Annotated in this window: 23 protein-coding genes and 1 pseudogene; 10 read left to right on the plus strand and 14 right to left on the minus strand. The window is 57.6% G+C overall.

From position 1 onward, the window contains the following. Nucleotides 1-27: 27 nt before the first annotated feature. The 4 genes from RM96_RS29400 to RM96_RS29415 form a co-directional block, all read right to left on the minus strand. Entirely contained in the window at nt 28-846 is an 819-nt protein-coding gene (locus RM96_RS29400) for an alpha/beta fold hydrolase (protein ID WP_052279826.1), read from the minus strand. Nucleotides 847-986: 140 nt separating this feature from the next. Beyond that, nucleotides 987-2,201 carry a pyridoxal phosphate-dependent aminotransferase gene (locus RM96_RS29405; protein ID WP_039015261.1) on the minus strand — a complete coding sequence of 405 codons (1,215 nt, stop codon included), beginning with the start codon at nt 2,199-2,201 and terminating at the stop codon, nt 987-989. Further along, nucleotides 2,201-2,857, minus strand: a complete 657-nt coding sequence (locus tag RM96_RS29410) for an RraA family protein (RefSeq protein ID WP_039015262.1) — start codon at nt 2,855-2,857, stop codon at nt 2,201-2,203. Before RM96_RS29410 ends, RM96_RS29405 begins: the two co-directional genes overlap by 1 nt. Further along, nucleotides 2,854-3,522 carry an RraA family protein gene (locus RM96_RS29415; protein ID WP_039015263.1) on the minus strand — a complete coding sequence of 223 codons (669 nt, stop codon included), beginning with the start codon at nt 3,520-3,522 and terminating at the stop codon, nt 2,854-2,856. The genes RM96_RS29410 and RM96_RS29415 overlap by 4 nt, the downstream gene beginning before the upstream one ends. Nucleotides 3,523-3,628: 106 nt before the next feature. Between RM96_RS29415 and RM96_RS29420 the strand changes: the two genes are divergently transcribed. From RM96_RS29420 to RM96_RS29430, 3 genes are all read left to right on the plus strand, one after another. Next, nucleotides 3,629-4,561 carry a LysR family transcriptional regulator gene (locus tag RM96_RS29420; protein ID WP_039015264.1) on the plus strand — a complete coding sequence of 311 codons (933 nt, stop codon included), beginning with the start codon at nt 3,629-3,631 and terminating at the stop codon, nt 4,559-4,561. Between the two features lie 120 nt (nt 4,562-4,681). Beyond that, entirely contained in the window at nt 4,682-5,350 is a 669-nt protein-coding gene (locus RM96_RS29425; protein ID WP_039015284.1) for an RraA family protein, read from the plus strand. Between the two features lie 457 nt (nt 5,351-5,807). Beyond that, on the plus strand, nt 5,808-6,197 hold the full coding sequence (locus tag RM96_RS29430; RefSeq protein WP_039015265.1) for a hypothetical protein: 390 nt from the start codon (nt 5,808-5,810) through the stop codon (nt 6,195-6,197). Between the two features lie 276 nt (nt 6,198-6,473). On the opposite strand, the gene RM96_RS29435 is transcribed toward RM96_RS29430, so the two are convergent. Next, nucleotides 6,474-6,881 carry a hypothetical protein gene (locus RM96_RS29435; protein WP_052279827.1) on the minus strand — a complete coding sequence of 136 codons (408 nt, stop codon included), beginning with the start codon at nt 6,879-6,881 and terminating at the stop codon, nt 6,474-6,476. A 258-nt stretch (nt 6,882-7,139) separates the two neighbouring features. Between RM96_RS29435 and RM96_RS29440 the strand changes: the two genes are divergently transcribed. After that, nucleotides 7,140-7,466 (plus strand): H-NS histone family protein, encoded by a 327-nt coding sequence (locus tag RM96_RS29440; RefSeq protein ID WP_039015266.1) that lies wholly within the window; start codon nt 7,140-7,142, stop codon nt 7,464-7,466. A gap of 38 nt (nt 7,467-7,504) precedes the next feature. Here RM96_RS29440 and RM96_RS37905 read toward each other — a convergent pair whose 3' ends face one another. Then, entirely contained in the window at nt 7,505-7,924 is a 420-nt protein-coding gene (locus RM96_RS37905; protein WP_082016765.1) for a GNAT family N-acetyltransferase, read from the minus strand. A gap of 490 nt (nt 7,925-8,414) precedes the next feature. On the opposite strand from RM96_RS37905, the gene hfq reads away from it, so the two are divergent. Continuing rightward, nucleotides 8,415-8,741 carry an RNA chaperone Hfq gene (gene hfq / locus RM96_RS41000; RefSeq protein ID WP_039015267.1) on the plus strand — a complete coding sequence of 109 codons (327 nt, stop codon included), beginning with the start codon at nt 8,415-8,417 and terminating at the stop codon, nt 8,739-8,741. A 247-nt stretch (nt 8,742-8,988) separates the two neighbouring features. On the opposite strand, the pseudogene RM96_RS29450 reads toward hfq, so the two are convergent. Both RM96_RS29450 and RM96_RS37910 read right to left on the minus strand, forming a co-directional pair. Next, nucleotides 8,989-10,542, minus strand: a pseudogene (locus tag RM96_RS29450) (diguanylate cyclase domain-containing protein). A gap of 704 nt (nt 10,543-11,246) precedes the next feature. Continuing rightward, a complete protein-coding gene (locus RM96_RS37910) occupies nt 11,247-11,450 on the minus strand; it encodes a cold-shock protein (protein ID WP_082016766.1) in 204 nt (67 codons plus the stop codon). A gap of 650 nt (nt 11,451-12,100) precedes the next feature. Here RM96_RS37910 and RM96_RS29460 point away from each other — a divergent pair. The 4 genes from RM96_RS29460 to RM96_RS37915 all read left to right on the plus strand — a co-directional run bounded on the left by RM96_RS29460 (nt 12,101) and on the right by RM96_RS37915 (nt 15,002). Then, nucleotides 12,101-12,544: a GNAT family N-acetyltransferase gene (locus tag RM96_RS29460; protein ID WP_039015269.1), complete on the plus strand. Its 444-nt coding sequence runs from the start codon at nt 12,101-12,103 to the stop codon at nt 12,542-12,544. A gap of 496 nt (nt 12,545-13,040) precedes the next feature. Next, complete coding sequence (locus RM96_RS29465) at nt 13,041-13,643, plus strand: SOS response-associated peptidase family protein (protein WP_039015270.1); 603 nt, start codon at nt 13,041-13,043, stop codon at nt 13,641-13,643. Between the two features lie 282 nt (nt 13,644-13,925). Beyond that, nucleotides 13,926-14,417 (plus strand): hypothetical protein, encoded by a 492-nt coding sequence (locus RM96_RS29470; RefSeq protein ID WP_039015286.1) that lies wholly within the window; start codon nt 13,926-13,928, stop codon nt 14,415-14,417. A gap of 285 nt (nt 14,418-14,702) precedes the next feature. After that, nucleotides 14,703-15,002 carry a hypothetical protein gene (locus tag RM96_RS37915; protein WP_082016767.1) on the plus strand — a complete coding sequence of 100 codons (300 nt, stop codon included), beginning with the start codon at nt 14,703-14,705 and terminating at the stop codon, nt 15,000-15,002. 793 nt (nt 15,003-15,795) lie between these two features. Here the strand turns inward: RM96_RS37915 and RM96_RS40350 are convergent. Next, a complete protein-coding gene (locus RM96_RS40350) occupies nt 15,796-16,020 on the minus strand; it encodes a hypothetical protein (RefSeq protein WP_082016768.1) in 225 nt (74 codons plus the stop codon). Nucleotides 16,021-16,397: 377 nt separating this feature from the next. Between RM96_RS40350 and RM96_RS37925 the strand changes: the two genes are divergently transcribed. Further along, nucleotides 16,398-17,078: an SOS response-associated peptidase gene (locus RM96_RS37925; RefSeq protein ID WP_082016769.1), complete on the plus strand. Its 681-nt coding sequence runs from the start codon at nt 16,398-16,400 to the stop codon at nt 17,076-17,078. Nucleotides 17,079-17,922: 844 nt separating this feature from the next. Here RM96_RS37925 and RM96_RS37930 read toward each other — a convergent pair. From RM96_RS37930 to RM96_RS37940, 5 genes are all read right to left on the minus strand, one after another. Continuing rightward, nucleotides 17,923-18,180: a copper-binding protein gene (locus tag RM96_RS37930; RefSeq protein WP_238587468.1), complete on the minus strand. Its 258-nt coding sequence runs from the start codon at nt 18,178-18,180 to the stop codon at nt 17,923-17,925. A 45-nt stretch (nt 18,181-18,225) separates the two neighbouring features. After that, nucleotides 18,226-18,414, minus strand: coding sequence for a hypothetical protein (locus RM96_RS40355; RefSeq protein WP_039015271.1), 189 nt, complete (start codon nt 18,412-18,414; stop codon nt 18,226-18,228). A 424-nt stretch (nt 18,415-18,838) separates the two neighbouring features. Further along, nucleotides 18,839-19,411: a hypothetical protein gene (locus RM96_RS29480; RefSeq protein ID WP_039015272.1), complete on the minus strand. Its 573-nt coding sequence runs from the start codon at nt 19,409-19,411 to the stop codon at nt 18,839-18,841. Between the two features lie 1,160 nt (nt 19,412-20,571). Further along, nucleotides 20,572-20,943: a hypothetical protein gene (locus RM96_RS39030; RefSeq protein WP_152624236.1), complete on the minus strand. Its 372-nt coding sequence runs from the start codon at nt 20,941-20,943 to the stop codon at nt 20,572-20,574. A 1,111-nt stretch (nt 20,944-22,054) separates the two neighbouring features. After that, nucleotides 22,055-22,390: a GNAT family N-acetyltransferase gene (locus RM96_RS37940; RefSeq protein ID WP_238587469.1), complete on the minus strand. Its 336-nt coding sequence runs from the start codon at nt 22,388-22,390 to the stop codon at nt 22,055-22,057. Nucleotides 22,391-22,748: the final 358 nt, after the last annotated feature.

Below are 22,748 nucleotides of genomic sequence, written 5' to 3' on the forward strand. Positions count from 1 at the left end.
GTGGCCTGACGCTGGCGCCAGAGCGTGTCAACTGCGCTCGGCGCCTGTGAGAAACCTATCGATGCGCCGCCACATTTCCACTGGGTTAGAGTACATCGGAAAGTGGGCGCAATCACTTATCTCAGCAAGTTCTACGCCAGACTCTGCCAACAGCGGCAGGTAAGTCAAATGACTGTTTTGCTCGCCGTACATGAACATCCGTGGGAAAGGAAGCGACAAGAACTTGTTCATGAGGGCACCGTGGTCCGACAAATGCACCATTGACGTCAAGATGCCCGACACTGCCTGTGCACGAACCTTGTGACGGAGACTCGCGGCGTAGAGCGGCGAAGAGTACTGAGAGGAGTGCCAGTTCCGGTCGATGAACTCGTTGAAGAATGCTTGAGGGTCGTCAGCGGGGAAGTCCACAATCTGTCTGCTTAAAAAGCAGTCTTCCGGTGCGACATTACCTTCGATGTCGATGAAGCTCAACACGCGGTCAGGCAGTTCATGTGCGAGCATCAGCGCAGTGAGTCCGCCCATGGAGTGCCCGACCAAGTGGAAACGGTCGATACCCGCATGAGCCAGCATTGCTTTGGCTGTCTCAACCAGAAAGGGAATGCTGACCTTCCGAAGGTCACCACAGGCCGTTTCCCCGCAGCCAGGCGCGTCATATGCAAGGAACGGACGGCCCGCGAAGGCACGATTGATGGCGATGTCCGCGTAGTCTTCTTTCGTCGAGCCGAACCCGTGCAAGAACACGATTGGCGCGAGGTCGCCCTGACGACCAATGGCCGCGATTTTGAGCGCTACGCCGTCTACCTCAAGTGCTATGGTTTCCTTCCGGGTATCTCTGTTCATCGTCATTGTAGGGATGATGGTTTGATTCTTAGTCGACTGTGGCACCTGACAGCTTGACGGCCTCAATCGTGCGACCCTGGCCAACACGAAGTATTTTTATATTGCGAAGCAGGGCCAGAGTTATCGCTGACCCTGCCCCTTTTGCCTCAACTAAGAGACAGGCAATACTGACGAATGGCTTCGCACGCCTTGCGCAGGGACTCATTGTCCAAGGCATATGCGATGCGGATGTATGGTCCAAGTCCGAAAGCTGAACCGTGCACCACGGCGACGTTTGCTTCTTCGAGCAGAGCGAGCGCAACGTCCTCGTCCGTACGCAGCAGGGTGCCACCAGGTGTGGTTTTGCCAAGCAGACCCTTGCAAGATGCAAACGCGTAGAACGCGCCGCCCGGCACAGCACAGCTAAGTCCCGGCGTGTTGTTCAGCAGGTCCACCATCATGTCCCGGCGAGCCTGGAATACGGCCTTCGAGTCGTGGATGAAATCCTGGGGGCCTTCGAGCGCGGCGAGCGCGGCGTGCTGCGAGATTGAGGATGCCCCAGAGGTTTGCTGGCCTTGCAGCTTCTCCATCGCCTCGAGCAACCATGCCGGTCCAGTACCGAAGCCGATGCGCCACCCCGTCATGGCATACGCCTTGGAGACGCCATTCATCGTCAGCGTGCGGTCCTTGAGGCGCGGTTCCACTTGGGCCATCGTATGGAACTTTGCACCGTCGAAGGTCAGGTGCTCGTAGATGTCGTCCGACAGCACCAGTATGTGAGGATGAGCCAACAGTACTTCGGCCAGGCCGGACAATTCTGCTTGCGAGTAGACGGCGCCAGTCGGATTCGATGGGGAGTTAAGAATCAGCCAGCGGGTCTGCGGCGTGATAGCATTGCTCAACGCGCTAGGCGTCAGTTTGAAGCCTACATCGGCGCCGCACCGTACGACCACGGGTGTAGCGCCGCACAGTTGAACCATCTCGGGATAGCTCACCCAGTACGGAGCGGGAACGATGACCTCGTCACCGCCGTTCAACGTGGCGGCCAAGGCATTGTAGATGACCTGCTTGCCGCCCGAACAGACGATGGTGTCTTGCCAACTGACATCGAGTCCGTTCTCGCTTTTGAACTTCTCCGCGATGGCTTCCCGTAGAGCACGCAGTCCGGCTACCTGTGTGTAGCGGGTATGGCCGCTGCGAATTGCCCCGATAGCCGCCTCACAAATGTGACTCGGCGTGTCGAAGTCGGGCTCTCCGGCACTCAGGGAGATGATTTTTGCACCGGCCGCACGCCTGGCGGCGACGCGGTCCATCATGCGGTACGTGGCCGACGGCTGGGCGTTGGCAAGATTCACGTTTAAGCGCTGTTGCTCGGCTGTCATCACGCCTTCCTCTGCAAGGTGTGGTAGCCAAGAGCTTCACGAGCTTCGCCCAGCGTCTTGCCGTCGGCAATGTGCTCGCGAATCTGCGATTCGACGTCCTCAATTTTGCGAGCAAGTTCAGCGACTTCCTTTGCCCGCTCGCGCGGGATAACGACAACGCCATTGGCGTCTGCCACGACAATGTCGCGAGCACAAACGCGGGCGGTTCCCACAGACACCGGCGTGTTCACGGATTCAACCTGCACGCGGTCCTTGCCGGTACGCATGAACCGGCCGCGCGTAAAGAGCGGATAGCCGTCGCCGAGCGCCTTCGTCACGTCGCGGCAAACGCCGTCAATCACGGTTCCGGCGATGCCGCGGGCGCCTGCGTACTGCGTCATGATGTCGCCCCACACCGTGCAATCGGTACGGCCGTCATTGTCGATGACGACGATGTCGCCGGGCTGCACGTCGTCGATGAAGTCACCGACAGTACCTGGAGGCGTGCTAGCGGACACGTACTTGACAGTGAAGGCGGGGCCGACCACAGGCTTGCGATAGTTGTCCAGAGGGGCAATATCCAGGCATTGACCGGGAAGTCCGAGGCGGTCCATCGCGTCAGATACGCCGGGGGTGTCCAAGTCCGCGAAAAGGGCTACCAGTTCCTTGTCAGTCATTTTGCTTCCTTGCTGTTGATGGCCTCGAATTCCTTGTCGTGCATGACTTCCTCGACAGAGCGTCCAGAACGCACGGCCTGCACCATGCCGTCCTGACGACGAGCAATGCGTTCGCCCAGGTTGAGCACTTCTTCGATTCGATTTGCGGGGACGAAGACGGTGCCGCAACGGTCTGCGATGACATAGTCGTCCTCGGTGACCACCACACCCGCGAACGTTACGAGCTTCCCGGAGTCGACTTGCACCACGCGGTTGCGCGCGCTAATCATCGTGACGCCGCGGCCGAAGACGGGATACCCAATGGATTCGCTGCCTTCAATGTCGCGACTCACACCGTCAATGACCGAGCCTCGTACTTTCTTTGCTGCAGACGCGTTGGCGAGGATGTCACCCCAGCACGAGATTCCTTCTTGGCCACCGGCGATGACGAGAATGCGGTCGTCCGTTTGAATTTGTGCAACGACCGGCGTGATGAGATGCACGGTCGGCTTTGCATCGGTCTTGGGGCCAAGCTGAATGGTGCTCGCACGGCCAACAATCTTTGGGCAATCCCAGAGAGGCAGAATGCCAAAGGTCGCGCCAGGGAGGTTCAGGAAGTCCAGAGCGTCCGAAACGGTGTTGGTATCGAACGATGCAAGGCGGTCCAGTAGAGAGGAAGTACTCATGATGAGAGGGGGTGTTGGGTTGCCATGGCCTTACTGTCCGCGCTAGAGTTCGAAATGTAAATTCCGAATCCAGTAACCTTTCCATACGCCAAACCTATCAATCGTCATGATTAACTTCAGACTTGTTCGGCACCTCTATCTCTTCCTCGCGGTGGCGGAAGAGGGAAATTTTGGGCGTGCTGCAAGGCGGCTGGGGATGTCTCAGCCCCCACTTACTGAGCAGATTCAAGTTCTGGAACAGGCGCTCAAGGTGAAGCTCTTTGAGCGCGGCAGGAAGGGTGCGACTCTGACTCCAATTGGGTCGGCAATTCTGCCTGCGGTTCGGAAGTTTGCAGAGCAACTGGACCGACTAGAACTGGCCGTGCAAGAGGCAATCGCAGGCAGCACCGGCGTGCTATCCATCGGCGCCATTTCTTCTGCGCTGGTTGATACGCTGCCAGCTCTAATTGATGAGCTTGGAAGGAGATTCCCTCAGTTGACGGTCTCAGTCACGGAGATAGATAGCGTCGATGCAGTGCCAGCGCTTGAGCGGGGCGACATCGACCTGGCTTTTGCTCGCCTTGAAGGCAATATGGGGACAACAATTGATGCGATTCCACTAAAGCAGGACCGCCTGGCGGTTGCCCTGCCGAAGACCCATAGGTTTGCGGACATGCCCAGGGTTCGCCTTGCAAGCCTGGCGGAAGAGCCCTTTGTCATCTTCTCGCGCGGGGTCAGTCCGACGTACTTTGACAGCATCATCGCAACATGTCGCGCTGCGGGCTTTTCGCCCCGGATACTCCACGAAGTACGAACTGTTGCCACGCAGGTAGCTTTTGTCGGATGTGGGCAGGGTATTGCGCTTGTGCCGTCATCCATGAAGAAGGCCGCTCCAGGGAGTGTAGTTGTCCGCCCTTTGAAGGAGGCGGTCAATGTAGTTACCACCGCCATGGCCTGGTCGAAAAGCCGGCAGAGTCCTGCAGTCGAAGCTGCTATCGACATCCTGTCGAGTGGCAAAGTGGTCACAACTCGGCAGCGGCAGCCGCGCCAGGCGGGATAGGGTGTTCAAATGCTATCCATAGGTTTGGCGTATCAAATCGATTCGGTATTTGGAATTTACAGCCCCGTGATGTTGCCCGAGAGTTCAGATATTCCCAGCGATTCTTTCCAGGAGACTCTTGTGGCAACGTCCAACCTCACCGTCAATCCCGTTCCGGCTCTAGCGCCGCTCGAAGTCATCGAGGCCTTTCGGAACGTGGTGACTCCACACATCAGCGACAACCTGCAGCGCCTTTCCGGCGTGACAGGTCTGAAGCGGTTCAACCGTAGCCGAAAGCTGGTCGGCACCGCTATCACGGTCAAGGCTCGGCCTGGGGACAATCTGCTGATTTACAAAGCCTTGATGGAGTTGCAACCAGGCCATGTTCTGGTCGTCGACGGGGGTGGAGATTGTACGAACGCGCTGGTTGGTGAGCTCATCATGCAATACGCAGCGGCGCGGGGCTGTGCAGGCTTTGTTCTGGATGGAGCCATCCGCGACACGGCGGCGTTCTATGAGTCAGATTTTCCTTGCTTCGCGAGGGACGTCAGCCATCGAGGGCCCTACAAAATGGGTCCGGGTGCAATGAATGTTCCGGTGTCGATTGGCGGCCAGATTGTCTCCCCCGGCGACGTTGTTGTTGGAGATGAGGATGGCGTGGTCGCATTTCCTGTATCTCAGGCAGATGCGCTCCTGGAGGCAGTCGGCGTAATTGCGAAGAACGAGGAGAAAATCATGGCCGAAATTGCGACAGGAGTGAGAGAGCAAGAATGGCTTCGCAAGGTGCTCGAGCCCTATGGACTGTACTGAATCGGCACAACAAGGGACATCACTGCGGAGGTTCTTTCACATGCTCTGAAGATACAAACTGGCCCGAGACGAGCCGGTCCGGTCAGAGCTACTTGAGAGTGTGCGGTCATCGAGGGAGACACCACATGATGCGCCTTCATGGGAGCAGGCGTGAAAGCGCGGATGAAAAAGCGATTTCAAGATGCGGACCATGCGCTGACCGCCATCTCGATAGTCGGCTTGGTGCTCGGAGTCATTGGATTCGCACTCGTGATCGTTGGAGTCATACTCCACCACACTTCCAGAGGTTCATAGGCAGCACGGTTACCTGAAGCTTCGTAGCCCGACACAACCGCTGTTGGGCGCTGTTCGGTCAGGCTTCACATAGGCTGATAACATCATCAGGTGGCGTCCGCAGGTCAGTCGCCTGAGCCCTCGTTCGGGTCTCTAAACCGTAACTTCTGCAGGAAGGTGTTCCATGGATGTACAGCAACTCATTTCTGAATTTCTCGCTTCCGAGCACGGGAGCCAGGCTGCCCAGGCGCTGGCAGCTCAGGGCATCGGTGCCGATGACGCCCAGCAGATGCTGAGCCAAGCGGCGGAGACAGCGCATGCCCACGCTGAGGAACAGAATGCCGGTCTGATGGGCGAGCATCCGGGTAGGAGCTTTTTTGCCGCTTTCGCCGCAGGACTGGTCCGGGGCGACGGGTTTTTCAAATCCTTGGCGGAGGGCGGGGAGGGTATCCTGGCCGGCCGAGTCGCAGAGTCTCTGGCGGCGAAAATGGGCATTGACCCGTCCACCGCATCGACCGTGGCTGCTGCCGCTACTCCGTATCTCGTGGCGTTCCTGAAGGAAAAGCTCGCCTGAGACCCCAGCAGTCCAGCATGGTTGGGGGCTGGCCGGCCTCCCAACCTAACCTGGCGGGCCTCGGCGCCTCGCCCAGTATTCATCGACGTCGTCGATGTCTGTCGAGCGTCTTCACCGCGCGGGTACACATGCCACAACAGAGATGTAGACGGGAGGGTACATCTGGGTTGCCGTCGTTGCAGCTTAGCCAGCTTGGCGGTAATTGCCGAGTACGAGGTCACGGTTGATGAAATTACTTCCAAACGTTGCCGTCGGCGGCCAATCAGCTGGTGGTCTCTAGCTCCTGGTAATCGGAGCGCCAGTTCGATGCGATTCGCTCCAGACAGCATCGACGTCCCGCAGCAAACTTCCTGCCAAGATGTAGTCCCCCAACTGCGTTGCCTTTGCCTCCAACTGCTCCAGTTCACCTGCCGACAGTTCACTTAGCTCAAACTGGCAGTAAAGATTCCGCTGCCGGAACGTGGTCTTTGGCCGCGACAAGCCTGCTACCAGTGCCGCCGGCGACCTGACGGCAATGCTCTCGTGCCCGCGATACTCAACGCGTATTCCGCGCTTGTCGCCAAGCCTGCCGAGTTCAACTGCATCTTGCCAACCTGACTCGTAGTCCAACTCGACCGCCGTTACTCCCTCTGTTTCCAGGAGCTTCAGTGCCTCCCCTCTGGTTACAGCTCGAGCTGTTGCCATTCTGTCCTCCATAGCATCACTCGGCGGACGTGTCCCTATTGGTCCGCCTCAATCGTAGCGCGTAAATGTTCTGCCGCCACCTTGTCCCTGCTCGCATGTTGCACAACAATATTGTAAGCGGAGGAGGAGCCTTCTTTGCCGAGTCTGGCTCGGCGAGCCGATTGGAGCGGTGCAATTCTAATTTTGGGAAATGCGAAACAGGTGGCGCCAGAAAAATAATTAATTTAGGATTGCCCGTACACATTACTGGAGGAAAGAATGGCAACTTACAAGCAACTCATCGCAGAAAAAGAAGCACTCGAAGTGCAGCTCGCCGAAGTTCGCGCGACAGAAATTGCTGGAGTCATTGAGCAAATCCATACTTTGATGGCCGAGTATGAACTGACGGTTGACGATATTGCGCCTAAGCGTCGCCGTGGCCGCCCGGCAGCTGCTGGCAAGGTGAGCAAGCCTGCAGCCAAGGCAAAGTCGGCGCTGCCACCAAAATATATGGACCCGAAGACTGGTGCGACCTGGTCGGGACGCGGGCGCGTGCCGGCGTGGCTCGGTAAGAATCGGACGAAATTTTTGATTCCAGAAGCCTGAGTGGGATTGTACGGCTGCGTGCGGAGGTGACTTGGGAGCTAGTCGACGGGATGCTTCGACCGTCGACTAAAACCAAACCTCCGCACGAAATCTGCAGACAGACTTACCTCTTCGGGCAATTCGAGCTCAGGGGGTGAGAAATCATCGCTCCCTGCAGCAATAAGCACGGCCTTTGTATAGCCTTTCGCTTTGGCTCGCGTTAGAGCCGTGCCAACAAGGTGGGTGGTGATGTGTTGGCCATGATGCTCAGGAGTCACGGCCACAGACCGCACAACAACGGTTTCGTCGTATTGCTCTGTACAAGCGCATCCCACCACCTGCTCGTCCAATACCGCGACTTGAAAGAAGTGTGATGAATCGCCGACGAAATCAGTTGGCAAGCCACAGCTTTCTAAAATATCAACGATTGAAGGCCAATCAGTCGCCTCTGCTGCCCGAACCTGCACGCTCTTTACCATTGCGGCAACTCCCGTGTTTCGTGCGAGCTGAAGACGGGAACGCAGCAGTTCGAGTCACTAAGGTTGCAGCTGCTACATCGAGTCCGTTGATCTCAGCCAATGGGGTGCCAGCGAGCCGGTGCTGTTCGCCACCTGCTTCAGAATTGGCAAGCCCCTGTGTCGCCGCTTCTTGCTCTTGAACGCTGCAGCTATTTGTTGGAGAAGCCTATCACTGCAGGGCGCCGCATTTTGTAAGTGATTGTAAGGCGCCCTGCTTGACGGTATTCGGAGCAAGAAATTTCTTGGCAATCTGGAAGCGCTTCTATATTTTCCCAACCTGAGGGACTCGACTTTCGTCGCGGTCGAGACGCCGGTAGTGAGGTGCAACGGCCAAAGGGGAAGGCCTCGCCCCCGTCTAATAGCTAGCTTTGCACGTCGTCCTGTTTGGCCCGCAGGGAAGTCGAGCAGTGAAAGCCGGGTGGGGCAAGCGACTGCGTCTGTCGAGACATTTATGCAGCCTGAGCAATCCTCTCCGCAAAACGACTTTCTCAACACAGCGCGCAAGGAGCGGAAGCCTGTCGAGGTGTACCTGGTCAATGGTGTCAGACTGAGCGGGTCAATCGTGTCGTTCGACCAGTTCGTAGTGATGCTAAGCGCGCCCAGCGGCGCGCAGGCCATTTACAAGAGCGCGATATCCACGATTCAATTACAGGGGCGGGTGCGTGAGTCGGGCTCCAGGGCGCGTACCGCCCAAGACAAGACCCCAGACAATGAGTCTGCGACGCCTCGCGTGGTCACGCGAAGGCGTCGTCCTTCAACTGGCGATGAAGGAGAGTAGTATCCTGCAGCGCCATTCCTTCGACAGGCGAGTAGAGAATCGTGTCAGCCAACTCGGAAGTCTTGTGGCGTCGGGCGCGGCTGCGCGGAATGTTTGCTGTGGCGCTCGTTTCTACAATCCGCTAGCCGTGAGGCTGAGCCGCTGCGTTTTTCCGGGCGCATAATGGCAATGCGCGGCGACCTGGGGCCGTCGCAGTTGCAGGCAGGCATTCAAATGACTGGGTGGATGCCGCACGGTGGTGATTCGACTACTGGCACGTGCCAGACGAAGAACTAGTCGCGTCGGGCATAACTGGTCCCGATTCGGCCATGCCACCAAAGAAGCGAAACGCTCCCTTTCCTGCTGCCTTTGCTGAATACAGAGCCGTGTCGGACCGCTTAATCAACCGCTCGAATGAGTCGCCGTCGGCGGCGAGCGCAATCCCGATGCTGATGCCGATGCGCCCTGTACCGCCGGTTGACAGCAAATAAGGCTCGGAAATCTGGTGGATAATCTGCCGGGCAAGCTCAGAGCAAGCGGCAGGCGAGGCATCTTCCACGACAACTGCGAATTCATCACCGCCCAGGCGTGCCGCCAACTCGCCTCGCTGCAGCATCTTTGCCAATCGGTTCGCCGCGCTTACCAGGACTTCGTCCCCGGCGTAATGCCCGAACTTGTCGTTCACCGGTTTGAAGCCGTCGAGGTCGAGATACATCACCGCCAAGGCTGAACCATGCCCTTTCGCGCGCTTGGCCAGCATCCGTTCCAGCCTATCGCGCAGCTCGCGTCGATTCGGCAGGCCCGTGAGCGAGTCGTGCCGCGCCAGGTACAGGATTTTTAATTCGGCCTGCCGGCGTGCTGTCACGTCCTCGATAATGATGACGGCGCTCCCATCGGGCACCGGGTGCCGAGTCATCTCGAGCTGGCGTCCGTCGCTGAGTTTCACGTCGAGGGGGGCCGGCTCCATGGACAACCACGTGCCACACAGCTCAACCATGTCTTTGCGGAGCGGTTCTTCAAACTTCCCCAGACCCAAGCCGCCAATAAGCTCCGGGAGGGGGGGTGAGCTTGAGCGCCTCGACGGGCGCGCCAAATAACTTCGCTGTTCGTTGGTTGGCAACAATAACCATGCCAGCCTCGTCTATCGTGCACAGCCCGTGCGGCATATGCGTCAATGCGGCATCGAATCGGGTTGCAAGTTCCGCGTTTCGTTGCTGTGTCGTCATCAACGCGACGAGGCCCCGGTAGTGCCGTTGGACAACCGACCTCATTGCCGCGATGTAGACGAAAAGCGGCGGCCGAGAATCCACGATGCGCTGCGGGCCGCGAGTAGCGCGCCCAGCCCGATGGGGAGTGCTCCCAGGCAAATCTGTGTGAAGGCCAAGCGGGGCAATGCTGCATTTCTTGAGGCGATGCCGCCAAGAATCCCGGCGGTCACCATGACGGAGAGCGAGCTCAGTTCGGTGTCGGTAGCGACGCCCAGCAGGAGACAGGCCAGCAACGACACGGGCGCGTATCGAGCCGCCCAGCGTTCAGCACAACTTGCCTCAGTGCGGCTGCGCGCCGCATAAGCGCGGGCGATGCCAAGCCGTGCCACCAGCAAAGATACGTCTGCCGCGAGCCACTACACGGTCCACGTCTGATGCAGCCGGAAGACGGCAACAGAGGCGACGAACACACTGGCGATGGCTGATAGGAACATCGGCCGTATGTCCTCAAAGAGCGTGGAAAGCAGCGATGGCCGAATTGACGTCGTGATTCGGTTGTTACCCGACGGAGGAGTTGCTATCAGCGAATCGAGGAGGGACGTCTTGCCTTCCATAGTGAGGTCGCCATATCGGGATGTTGCCGGGAGCTTCCTTGGGTGACGACTGAGTTCCGAGCGGAGCAATCGTCCGAATCATCGGAATCCATCACAAAGTGACGCGTATTGTACTCGGCGTTATCTATATCAAGGAGTGCCGTGTCTGTACGGGGACTTCGGACTTATGGGCGGCATTGACTACAGGACGTCAGGCAAGACGCAGGCAAATTTCTGCGATGAGCAGCGTTTCTGCTTGGGGCACGTCGGCTCTGCTGAAGAAGCGCCACCGGAAGTCACGGCTTCAAGAGCATTTCAGCGGGCCGCACAGGTGTCTGCAATCTATCTGCGATGCGAGTTGCGGTAGCCCCAGCACTAGCGCCGTTGGAAGCGAAAAATCGCAGTGATTATGGACGCCGAGCTGGCCAGCGGACGTAAGGCTGTCCAAGACGTGCATGCGAAGATTCGGCGGATGGAGGACATTTCAAATCTTCGTCGACTAGCTTTGCGCAGGTCAGCGCCAATGTATAGCTGGAAAACTTGGCGCTAAATCGGCATCGACGTCGCCGAGCACCGAACGCAAAGCCACGCTGGCTTCGAAGCCGGTGACGACATTGCCTCTGAATACCAAGATGGGGGCCACAATGGCGGAGAGCGCAGCAAACGAAAAGCCCTTCACAATGGCGGAGGGCTGTCTTGTTTGCTGCAGAGGCGCGCTGCGGGAGTTAAAGCTTGCGAATCTGCGATGCTTGCGGCCCTTTAGGGCCTTGCCGGACTTCGAATTCGACTTTGGCGCCTTCATCAAGGGATTTGAATCCGGTGCCCTGGATTTCCGTGTGATGGGCAAATAAGTCCGGACCACCGTTATCCGGTGTGATGAACCCAAAGCCCTTTTCGTTGTTGAACCACTTCACAGTACCGGTCGCCATTTCATCCTCGAAGTCAAAAGAAATTCAAGCTCGCAAGTTATCAAGACACTGAACTTGTCAGCGAGCTTGTTCGCCTGCGGGCGCCAGGTCCCTGCGATGAGCATAGTCGAACAAGCCAGCTGGTGCCAAGATGGCTGGCTGGTCACTGAGGGTGGGCCATATTGGCGACGCGCCATCTGGTGTTTCCGAATTCTCGGAGCGCCCTCATCTGGGCGGTTCTGATGGGCGATACTCTGCAGCGCTCAATGTAGATTCCCATTCCTTTATCGCAGTGAGTGCTTGCAAACTGTTATGTGGCCCTTTGTCGATATTATGACGGTGGAATTAATTTTACTTATATCAGAGTTAAGAGTGGCAATGTGCGTTGAAGAACATTGATGACTCAGTCGGGTGAAGGAATTTACCTCTACTAGGACATACTGTCTAGAAGAGCGTGCTTTTAGCACGCCGCGTTCGGGGGACTCTTATTGTGGTTGGCAGGACCATCTTTTGATGAAGAGGCAGAAAATGTGACAGTATATTCTTCAGTCGTTGACGTATGACACTGACGGATATAGCAAATCGGGAAGACGCGCGGGTGAACGGCGCACCTTTGTCAGGTGATACGCTCTCAATCGGTTGTACGCACGTCGGGAGGCAGGATAAAAAGAATGATAAAAGACATGCGAATCCGGGCAGCCGAGCCTGCAGATATGCAGGCCGTCTCGCAGGTGCTCCACTCCTGCGGTTTGCCCATCAGCGATATGGACCACTTGTCCCGCCTCTTCAGTCTGGCGGTCCTAGGGGAAAAGGTAATCGGTTGCGCCTGCGGTGAAATATATGGCGAGACGGTCATCATCCAATCCGTTGCGGTTCTAGCGGAGTGTCGGGGCCACCAGGTTGCCACTCATCTTGTCGGGGCTGTCTTGATGCGTGCCCGCGCCCATGGCTGCACCAAGGCTGCGGTGCTCACGTCTGAATATCCCGCATTCTTTGCCCGCTTTGGGTTCACACTCACCGCCGTCGGCGAGATGCCGCAAGAAATGCAGCTATCGAAGGAGTTCGTTCGACGCTTCGGCGCGAGAACGCATTGCATGTGCCGGCGACTCGATTGACGAATTCATTGGCAGAGCTTGCATCGAGCTCAATCAGCCTGGAAAAAAGAAGGCCCGTGAGGCGCGAACCTCAGCGGGCACCATCAATCGGTCGTTCGACCACGCAGAGAAGGAGATTGCAGCTGTTGCGGAGATACCCAACCAAGCTGTTTGAGCGTAAGGCAAGCCGAAGCAAATTGCTAGGGATGCGGACCGTTCAATCTTGAAGCGCAGCCCAAACTTCGCCGCCATGACGCTCGCTGCAATATAGTTCTGAGGAACGATTTAGATGCAGCCACGACTGGAAGTTGACTTACATTGCCGCCGTCGTCCTATACAACCGCCGAGTGAACAAGCCGTCAATCGAGATAGTTGTCTCCCGCACATTCCGATAGCTGTTCCACCCTTTATGCTTTGACCACAAGCTCGCCTGGTCTGAGAGCGCTGGCATGAGGCCAAGCGCATTACCAGAACGACTTCGAAGACCAGGAATGGCGTAGTCAAGGGAGACCAAAGCATGTGCGACAGGTACAGACTCGAACCGGACTGGTCCGAGTTCCCCATGTTCCGCGTCCCGCCGGATTTTGAGCCAACTGCCGATGTTAGGCCCACCAATACTGTGCCAGTCATCCGGCTGGTGAATGGCGAATGGCAAACTGAGATGCGCAGCTGGGGCTTTGTTCGGGTGACGCCGGGCAGGACCAAGAGCCGGCTGGCGCACATACTCTTCAACGCCGTCGGGGAAGAGCTTGCAGCCCAGCGTCCGTTCAAGAAAGCTTTTGCTGACAATCGCTGCCTGATACCAATGTCCAGTTGGTACGCGTGGCCGAAGGCCGGCGGCTTGAAGAAGTGGGTCGAGCTTGAGGTGAATGGTCGTAAGATTTTTCTCGCTGCGGGCCTTTTTGAGACTTCGAAGGACGCCGTCACCGGAAAACCAGTCGAGACATTCACGATGGTTACCCTACCCGAGAGAGAGTTACCGGGAACAATTCCCGAACGTGCGCCGCTGGTTCTGCGAAATCAGGACCTGATGGCTTGGTGCGAGGAAGGAACTGTCGGGGCGCAGTCCCTTATCAGTGTCAATCCTGACCGCGCAGCGTTCTGCATCCGGCCAGACTGACCACTTTCCAAACGTTATCTGCTTGAATATTTCTCGCCCATGTTCGAGAAGGTGGACCGAAACGTATTGCGCGTCTCCCGCAGCTCCGGCGTGTGTAGCAGATTTTCCACTCCTTGCCCACCACACGTTGTGGTGATAGTGTTGCCTTCCAGTGCCGACTCGAATTGATTCATTGGCCCCCACACGTTCGCATAGGCAAAGCTTGTGGGGCGCAGCATTCGTCCACGCTGGCAGCGCAGACTGCCGCTGGTGGAGGCGTTGAGGGTTCAAACGGGGACCATCATGAATGGCGACAAGGAGTTACCTGCCGCGAAGTCGATGCGAGGGAATCCTGGCAGCGAGGTGGTTTGGACAAACAGCATTGTGGCTGCAGACCAAGCGCTGGAGGAAGCGGTGACGATACAACGCCGCGTGCAGCGCAACCTGAAGCTTCAACAGGAGGTGGACGCCCTATGTGAAGAGCTGAGGCAGGTGCAAGCAGAGCTCCATTCCCAACGAGGCATGCACGTAAGTGCGGTGTCTTCCCTGCGCCAACTCGAGAAGCGCCATGCGGAAGAGACGGCGCGCCTGCGAGAGGAGGTTGACTTATGGCAGGTGCGTCACCGTATCTATAAGGTTCTTGCCGAACATTACGCGCTTGTCCTATTGCGTTTCAGTGCCGAAAAGCTATCCGAGCATCGCGACCGCTTGTTCCAGCACATTCGATTCCATAAGCGTCGGGGTCAACGGCTCTCCGAGATTGGCGCAGCTGAGATAGTTTCCATGCTGCGATAGGCTATGTGACCGGTAGTGCATAACGGCCGGAAATGAGGCCTGCTAACGTGGACGAATGGGTAAGCATGAAACGCCCACTTAAGTCACCAATTAAGGGGGCGAGAAAACTTGTGAACACCACCGTTTCGGTCTGGCACCGATTCTTGCCTTTATCCATATCGTAAGGTTTATGGGGGTATTCCCCATAGAAATGCGCTTTACATAACATTACCGTTTGTTACGCACGTCTAATTCTAGTCGGAATATAATATTCATTAGCAATCTTCGATATCTAAAAGGGTCGTTATGTTCAAGAGAGCACTGGTAGTTGCAGTTGGAAGTCTGTTGATTGGTTTGAGTTTTGCAGCCTCAGCGCATGGTGGTGGCGCAGGAGGCGGTGGTTTTGGCAACGGTGGCAATTTCGGCGGCGCGGCGGCAGGCCGCTCAAGCCATGAGGCCATGATAAATTCCAATGGCTCTTTTGCTGGCGACCGTGACAAAGGCTTGCAGCGTGCAGAGGACCGGAGAAGTTCGGAAGGGTCAATTCATGAAAAGGCCCAGACAAATCGCATGCATCGCAACAGCAAACACGCGCAGAAACACTGACTGTTTGCGTAGACATACCTGGTCTGACTGGCTTGAGCGAGTATCCCCTGCCTGATGAGGAGTTTTAATGCAGAGCCTGTCAGACTAGTTGAGTTTGGATTGCGTTTCACAGATGAACAACCCACCCGCCTGGCAATGTGTTCCGGCTTATCCTAGTCTTGAATAGCTTTGTTAGGGTGTGGCAATCTCCTTCTCCTCTTGGTCGAAAGACCGATTGATGGTGCCCGCTGAGGTTCGCGCCTTACGGGCCTACTTTTTGCCCTTACCTCGCATCCCCAAAGTCGAAGCTAGGCATCTGGCAGGCTTACGACGCAAACAGGTGGGCTTTGGAGCCCTGCTCGGCGCCGACCTTAGTCATTTCCACGACGCTCGAGAGGAATTGCAACTCCGGAAGACCGAGCTGCCACCTGAAACCCCGGCCCGCTCAACGGCAATCGTCGCGGCGCTCGCCTGACCCGAATTTGTCATAGAAGTCGAGTGCGTGTCGCACACGTGAGAAGGCTTTGCACCACTCACAACAATGTGCCTGGTCAGGCTGCGATGGTCGGATAGCCTCCTCGAGCACGCCGTGTCATCGTCCAGCGCGACCGGATGGGTCTGGTGCGGTTAAGCACCACACAGCCCACAAGTCATCGAAAGGCTCTTGCTCTTCTCGGCGCCAACTGGCCAGAGGCCAGAAGAACAAAGAGCCCCAAACAGGGGCTCTTCGAAACCATTACCTAGGGGTACCTTTCCAACCCAGTCGGTCCCCACTTTTGCATGCCATCTTCGACGAGCCATCACGGCTGGTGATTCACGCACCATCCGTAAAAACATCCCGCCGGTCCGTGACTCTCGCGCCATCCGTGAACACATCCCGTCTATCGGTGATTGCCCTGCCTCCATCGGTATACGGGTCTCGCGGTCCCATCACCCTAGCGCCATCCGTATAAACATCCCGCGCCCCGATGCCGGCATAAGCGGTTCCGGCACCGAGTGCTGCACCCGCCGCAGCGAGAAGTAAGATTCTCTTTAGCATTTTTCCACCTCCTTTTTTTAGGTGGTTATAAGCGTTCCCAGGTAAAACTAATTTCAGTGTAGTTTGTGCACTGCAACTTAACCAGTCGAGTGAACAAATAATTTATCCATATAGCTCATGACCCGGCGAAAACACGCTAGTCGCCGTGAAGTAATTAATTAATTGCTTAACTATTTCATCGACCATGGCGTTTCGTTTTCAAAGCAGAGTCGGGGCGCCGGCGTGGCTGCACGAGTTCGTTGCCAGGCGGGTTCACCCAATGTGGGGTCAAGGTCGGAGCACAATGAGAGAGACCCACATGTCTGCTAGCTCACATAGTCGCATTCCAAGGTGCGTCTACGGGGATATTCTGTCCCGTAAAACTACAAGAGATAACCATGTGTGGACGCATCGCCCAATATAGCCAGTTTGAGGTATGGGAAAATGGACTGGGCTGGCGATGCGCTCGTCCTGGGGCAATTTTTCCGAGTTACAACATCGCGCCGAACCATAGTCCGCTTGTCCTGCATAGGCTCGGCGAGGAGGAGGCACCGAGCGCCGAGTATGTCCGCTGGGGCTGGAGGCCGAGCGGACCTTATCCCGCCTGTTTTGTCATCAATGCTCGAATCGATAGAGTCGCGAAGAGCGAGTACTACAAACTACTGTGGCGGAGGCGGCGGAGGGTAATTGTCCCTGCGGATGGGTGGTACGAATGGCCCATGATTCAAGGCGTCAAGCGGCCTCAATATATAAGTCGCAAAGATGGGCCTTGTTTCCTCGCAGCCTTGGTATATTGGGAATCCGGCGTAGCGGTCCAGCCAGAGGGCGCGGGTTTTGTTCTCATTACCGACGACGTCAAAGGAGGACTAACGGATGTCCATGACAGCCGGCCAGTCGTACTGTCCGGCGTAGATGCCGCAGCATGGGTAGACCCGGCGCTGACACCCCGGGGAGCGTCAGTGTTGATGCACCTGCATTGCCTCCCCGCGGAAGCCTTCCAGTGGTGGGAAGTAGGCATGGCAGTCGGCAACGTGCTGAATCAGGGCAAGGAACTGATACGGAGCGTTGCCGCAGTCTGAGAAGTGCCAGCGGACAGTTACGGTGAGAGCAGACCGCAGAACCGCCCAGAATGGGACGCGACCCCTAGTGCCTACACCAAAGGCCGTCCATCCACTCTCATGGCCAGCAGTGTCCACGTAATGTACAGCACCGAGAGGTTGCCTGAGCCTACTTGCTCTCCGGCGCCAGATATCGCTTAGCTCCCTCCAAGGTCGGAGCTGTTGTCGCGCCGCCCGCTGTGCTGGCGCCACTGCCCTTTTTTCTATCGGTTCCCGCCGCAGCCTCCACTTTTCGTTTATCGGAATCCTCCGTTGGTCCAGAGGTTGGCGCGGAGCTTTGCTGGTTGCTTGGCCGATGTTGTGGTTTGTCCCTGACATTCTGGCCTAGGCAAACGGGGTAATACACTGCCATCAAGGCAACCAGCGCGATACTCAACAATATTTTGTTCATAACGTGGTCGCCATTGGTGACGTCTAGCCTACGTAGACGCTTTGTCCACGGGAAGCAAGCCGGAGCGCCCACCCATCTACTTTTCACGCCAAAAGACGACTTGAGAACCCTGGCACAGAACCGCCCCGGCTAGGGTTGTAAGCAAACGCCGAAGCTCGTTCTCTTCACCCGCGCCGAAGCTGGCTCATGTCGCTGCAATTCCGAAAGACGCGTGCGGCGCTTTAAATCTACATCCTCTAGCAGCTTACTCCCTTGGCGTTTATAAATGTCCTGCTTGTTGTTCCCGTCGGACTAATGGGGATTTGATTTGTCAGGTCCTGAAGCTCCACGTCGGCGTCACTTACGCAAGCCAGTTCGAGCTCTTGTCCGGAAGGGCAAGTAAAGCTTTCGGCACCCGGGGGACCTACCGTGATACTAGCCGTGATACAGCGCTTCCTCCATCGCCACGTGGGATAGGCCGCACCATTGCAGGCTCGTCCAGTGGCCACACCGTTCATGTCGAATGTCGCCCTCTTTAACCTTGGCAAGGCTAGCCTTATCCTCGATGGGAAGCGTCATGGTCATCGCCGACATGCCGAAGTTTTCAATGGGGCCGTGCTTGAGGGCGACCTCGCCATTAGCCGCGTTGACCTTGCGTACTCCGGCCTTACCCTCTCTTGGCGTTTGGGGCAACTGCCAATTACGCGTGTGGGAGTGGCGAGTAGGGATAGCGGCGCATCAAGCGCCGGCCATCGTTTCCGCAGTCACCTCCCACCCTGCGTCGATACCGCCGGGGAGCATCTGCCCACGGTCTTCGCCGACTTCCGTGTCGATTAGTCGATTCAGCTTTTCGTTTATAGCGACGGTGAGTTCGCGCTGCTTGCCATCGGCTGCCAGACATTTCGAACGGGTCGACATGTAGGTCATACAATTCGACGTCGTTGAACCGGTTGAGGTCCTCCAGCGTCTTCGGCCCGTTATGCTGTTTGGGTGAAAAGTAGCGCGCGAAACTATAGCGCCCATCGTAGACCGAACGCACGGCGCCACGCTTCATCAGGTCGGGTCGGATGCCCGCGCTCTTGAGTTCGTTAGCCGTTCGGGCGGACGTGGGCCACGACGGCTAACACCAGGTCGTCAAGCCACCCGATGGCCAGAGAGGCGCGACTGGACTGTGTTGTTTGCTCCAATCGCGTTTGTTGCTCGTGGTACGGAATCAGCGAGACCAAGAGCGTCAGCGCGAGAATCATGGCGCATGTTCGTGGGGCAGGGTTCGGAGTCAATAACCTCCATTACCCTGGCCATCCCGCGTCTAATTGCGTTATCGGGTGCCCTCTTGACGAGCACCATTTCGCTAAGGGGAACTTATGGTAAACGCACCCCACATCTTGGACGGATAAACAATCCACTGCAATGTCGGTGCCAGATGCGTGTCATCAAGACAGCCCTCAAAGGTGCCGCTACCGGAATACTTCTGACTCACCGTGAGTGTGACGCTGATTTGTGCGACTCCCTCGCCGCAACGGCCGATACTTTGGTGCAAATCGACTGGCCATATCACCCGACCGCCGGTCACGCTGCCACTCTGCAGGGTACCGTCAGCTTGCCACCAGGTCCACTCGCCTCCGAGGATGGTGGTTTCGACAGTGGCGTCCTGAGCCCGTCCTACCGGGCCGGTGCGTTCAATGCTGGCAATCCAGAAGCCGCCTTGGCCGCCGCTCACCCCTTGGCATGGTTCGACGAGTCCACCGTCCGTTCCTGAGAACGTCATGCGGCTGGCATCGCTACCATACGTCGTATCCTCATACACATCGACGCCGGAAAGGCAGGCTTGCGTATGGAATTCCGTATGGGCGCAGGCAGCGAGCCACAGAAGGAGAATCGCCGACGCCACCCGGCGGGCTAGTGCGTACGAATCGGGTTTCATAGTGCACCCCCAATATCGTCTATAGCTTAGGAAGCCAAACCGGCCAAACGCAAGTCAGGAGGAGGACGTTCGTGGACCGCACCCTATTTGAGCCCAAGATTTCGCAAAGCCATAGGAAGCCAGGCAAACAGCGCCGCGCCGCTTTGACAAGACCCGGCACATTGATGGAGGGGCGGCTCTCGTTCGAGCGCTGTACCAGCACGAACGGCTTCACTGACGAGGACGCCTCGCGTTTCGCGGCAAGGCTGGACCAGGCCCGGGGGAGCCTCAGCCTACCCTCAAGCTACGGTGTCAGTAGTTGTCCATCGGGCGCGCCCGACCCCGAAGGATGAAGCGGGCTTGCGGCCGGTGCGTTGCGGGATAAGATCCCAAGTGGTATCGGCAACGAGGTCGGTTTGTCCTTGGTGCCGCGAGCCCGTTCAGTAGTTGGACCCGCAGCCCTGCGAGCACCCCGAATTGTGACCACGGGTGGCAACACCCCGGAACACGCCTAGTAGATTTCGACGACGAGGGCTGCTGCCGATGCCATTGACTCTGGCAGGAGGCTCCATGCAAGTACCATCTCGCATTCAAGCTTCCTTTCATACACCCCACTACGCTTTTACTCACGTTCGACCTTGCGGGGCCCTCTGCGGTACTTTTCCTTCCGCTCACAGGCAATCGGGCTTTACGTTCTCGCGTTCAGCCTCACAGGGACCACCGCGAAACTTCTCCTTGAACTCCTCACTTTGGCCGCGATAGCCGTACTGGTCGGCCGTGGTCGTGGATGAGCGTGGTCGAAATCTTGCAAAGGAGTGCAAAGCTGTACTGGGGCGCATAAACTTTACTAAGAGGCTGTGTCCGAAGGGGACTGAAAGCGCCTAAATAAGTTCAAGCGCTTGGTCCAAATGGACCTGGATGAGAAAAGCCGGGATTTCCAGGGGAGCATCTGCCACGAGTCCAAGTTTCGCGCTTTCTTAGCTTCCTGGCAGGCTGAATAGCGTGTGCGCAGTACCAAGGGGGGCGGAGTCGAGATGCCGGTAACAGCGCTGCCTGTTGGAGCCAATTTGCTGTGTATGGCATCAGCAAAATTTGCGACAAGCTTCACTTGATGTGGCAGGGGGTAAGCCATGAGCACGATTCGCGCTGCCGCGATGGCTGCTTCGGCGTTGATTTTGCAGTCAGGATGCACCGAAATTCCCACTGCGGCCTACTACGACAATACCTACACCGCCGGTTATTCGGGGACTCCCAGCGATACCCACACCGCCGGATACGATTCCGGGACTCCCAGTGATACCTACGCCGCTGGATATGATTCTGGTACTCCTGGGAATACCTACACCTATTATGAATACCCTTATTCCGGATACTCCTACCCCTGGTCCCCCTATTGTGGATACCCATATTATGGATATCCCTATTACGCTTCCCCCGATTGCGGATACCCTTATTATCCTGGGTATTACGATGGCGGGGTTACATTCTTTGGCTCCGTGTTCATCGGGGGCTTCCATCACGGGCGGCACCACCGGTTTCATCACGGATTCCATGACCGTGGCCTCGGTATGGGGCCCGGCACCGGTCCGGGCGCGAACCCTGGCGGCGGTCCCGGTATGGGTTCTGGTAGCGGTCAAGGCATTGCCTATGGTGGCGGCGGTCCGGGTACGGTTCCTGGCAGTGGTCAGGCTATGAGCCCCGGTAGCGGCCAAGGTATGGGCCACGGCGCCGGTCCGGGTATGGTTCCTGGCAGTGGTCAGGCTATGAGCCCCGGTAGCGGCCAAGGTATGGGCCACAGCGCCGGTCAGGGCATGAACCCGGGCGGCGGTCCCGGTATGGTTCTTGGCAACGGTCAGGCTATGAGCCCTGGTAGCGGCCAAGGTATGGGCCATAGCGGCGGTCCGGGCATGAACCCGGGCGGCGGTCCCGGTATGGTTCTTGGCAACGGTCAGGCTATGAGCCCTGGTAGCGGCCAAGGTATGGGCCATAGCGGCGGTCCGGGCGTGGTCAGTAGAAATGGCCCGGTTATGGGCGCTGGTAGCAGCCAGGGTATGGTCCGTGTGGGCGGTCCGGTGATTTTCGTCGGCCGTGGTCCGGCTATGGTCCATGCGGGCGGTCCGGGTACGGTCGTTGGACGTGGCTCGGTAGTGGGCGCCGGTGGCGGCCAGGGTATGGTCCATGCGGGCGGTCCGGCTATGGGCCCTGGTATTGGTCCGGGTATGGTCCGTGGCGGCAGTCCGGCTATGAGTCCTGGCAATGGTACAGGTATGGGCCACGGTGGCGTTCGAGGTATGGTTCGCGGCGGAAATGGCGGAGGGCACAATGGAGGAGGCCATTAATCCACTCAGAATTGATTACGGCGTTTGCTTCCAATATGAGTCGAGAATAAGGCGTTAAATACAATTGTTCGGATACAGTGCCGGAGCGAACGCCGACGGTCCCCGATGAGCATCAACGGGATACATATTAGCGATGCCCGGTGCGAGGCGAGGAATAGAGCAGGCGGGCCACTATGTTCGAAATGGCGCCACTAACACTCATCCGATTAGCTGATAGCAGCCCTCGAACTCTTGCGCACATTGCTTGGCTATCCGCCCCGTCGTGCCGCTGTGAGCCAATGCTGGAAGTCTCAGAGACGGCTGCCGATACATTCCGCAGCAAACGCTAGAGTTCGACCTTCATGACTGCCGCAGCGATGGCGCCGCTATCAGAGAGTTCACGAGAAGCCAGCAATTCTGGAGGTATGGCCGAATGGTCCACTGGCGTGAAGCCAAGACGAGTGAAATAGCCGGCGGCAGCTTCAGTTCGGACGACCAGGGACTCGATGCCGCGCAAGCGCCCATCGGCGACTAGCGCGGAAACCAGTAGTGCGGCCAGACCCGCACCCCTTGCGCGTTCCACCACGGCAACCCCTTGTAACAGGGCAATTTTGCCGCTGAGTTCTTCAATACCGGCGCACCCAAGGAGGCCGGTCCTGTCCCGGCTGACATGAAATTGCACCGCTTCGCTAGGTATTCCTCCAACAGGCAGTGAACACGACCGAAGCAATGCTTCCACTTCACGAAGGTCTGCCTTGGTCGCATGACGCGGCCTCATGGGGTTACCCGCAAATCTAAGGAGTGATGACGAGCGCCTCTGCGTTTCGACTATTACGCACAAGGCTAGCGCTCTCGCATGCTAGTCATCGTAGTCGTCATGCCAGCGCCGCCATTCCCGCCGGCGCTCCCGCCATTCGTGCTTTCTCCATCGCTGCTCGCGCCATTGGCGCTCTCTCCAGGCGCGGCCCTGCCAGTTGTCGTAATAGTAGGCCGGAGCCGCTACCACGGGCGGCGGCTGAACGACCACGGGGGCTATCACG

It is taken from the genome of Cupriavidus sp. IDO (assembly GCF_000812465.1).
Classification (GTDB): Bacteria; Pseudomonadota; Gammaproteobacteria; order Burkholderiales; family Burkholderiaceae; genus Cupriavidus.

Bases quoted from the DNA above. Each gene is read 5' to 3' on its own strand.
- RM96_RS29420 (WP_039015264.1), top strand. From the start codon at position 3,629: ATGATTAACTTCAGACTTGTTCGGCACCTCTATCTCTTCCTCGCGGTG.
- RM96_RS29480 (WP_039015272.1), bottom strand. From the start codon at position 19,411: ATGAAACCCGATTCGTACGCACTAGCCCGCCGGGTGGCGTCGGCGATT.
- RM96_RS29465 (WP_039015270.1), top strand. From the start codon at position 13,041: ATGTGCGACAGGTACAGACTCGAACCGGACTGGTCCGAGTTCCCCATG.
- hfq (WP_039015267.1), top strand. From the start codon at position 8,415: ATGCAGCCTGAGCAATCCTCTCCGCAAAACGACTTTCTCAACACAGCG.
- RM96_RS29470 (WP_039015286.1), top strand. From the start codon at position 13,926: ATGAATGGCGACAAGGAGTTACCTGCCGCGAAGTCGATGCGAGGGAAT.
- RM96_RS29435 (WP_052279827.1), bottom strand. From the start codon at position 6,881: ATGGCAACAGCTCGAGCTGTAACCAGAGGGGAGGCACTGAAGCTCCTG.
- RM96_RS40350 (WP_082016768.1), bottom strand. From the start codon at position 16,020: ATGCTAAAGAGAATCTTACTTCTCGCTGCGGCGGGTGCAGCACTCGGT.
- RM96_RS37925 (WP_082016769.1), top strand. From the start codon at position 16,398: ATGTGTGGACGCATCGCCCAATATAGCCAGTTTGAGGTATGGGAAAAT.
- RM96_RS29405 (WP_039015261.1), bottom strand. From the start codon at position 2,201: ATGACAGCCGAGCAACAGCGCTTAAACGTGAATCTTGCCAACGCCCAG.
- RM96_RS29430 (WP_039015265.1), top strand. From the start codon at position 5,808: ATGGATGTACAGCAACTCATTTCTGAATTTCTCGCTTCCGAGCACGGG.
- RM96_RS29460 (WP_039015269.1), top strand. From the start codon at position 12,101: ATGATAAAAGACATGCGAATCCGGGCAGCCGAGCCTGCAGATATGCAG.
- RM96_RS39030 (WP_152624236.1), bottom strand. From the start codon at position 20,943: ATGGAATCCGTGATGAAACCGGTGGTGCCGCCCGTGATGGAAGCCCCC.
- RM96_RS37915 (WP_082016767.1), top strand. From the start codon at position 14,703: ATGTTCAAGAGAGCACTGGTAGTTGCAGTTGGAAGTCTGTTGATTGGT.
- RM96_RS29415 (WP_039015263.1), bottom strand. From the start codon at position 3,522: ATGAGTACTTCCTCTCTACTGGACCGCCTTGCATCGTTCGATACCAAC.
- RM96_RS37910 (WP_082016766.1), bottom strand. From the start codon at position 11,450: ATGGCGACCGGTACTGTGAAGTGGTTCAACAACGAAAAGGGCTTTGGG.
- RM96_RS29440 (WP_039015266.1), top strand. From the start codon at position 7,140: ATGGCAACTTACAAGCAACTCATCGCAGAAAAAGAAGCACTCGAAGTG.
- RM96_RS29410 (WP_039015262.1), bottom strand. From the start codon at position 2,857: ATGACTGACAAGGAACTGGTAGCCCTTTTCGCGGACTTGGACACCCCC.
- RM96_RS40355 (WP_039015271.1), bottom strand. From the start codon at position 18,414: ATGACCTACATGTCGACCCGTTCGAAATGTCTGGCAGCCGATGGCAAG.
- RM96_RS29400 (WP_052279826.1), bottom strand. From the start codon at position 846: ATGACGATGAACAGAGATACCCGGAAGGAAACCATAGCACTTGAGGTA.
- RM96_RS37905 (WP_082016765.1), bottom strand. From the start codon at position 7,924: ATGGTAAAGAGCGTGCAGGTTCGGGCAGCAGAGGCGACTGATTGGCCT.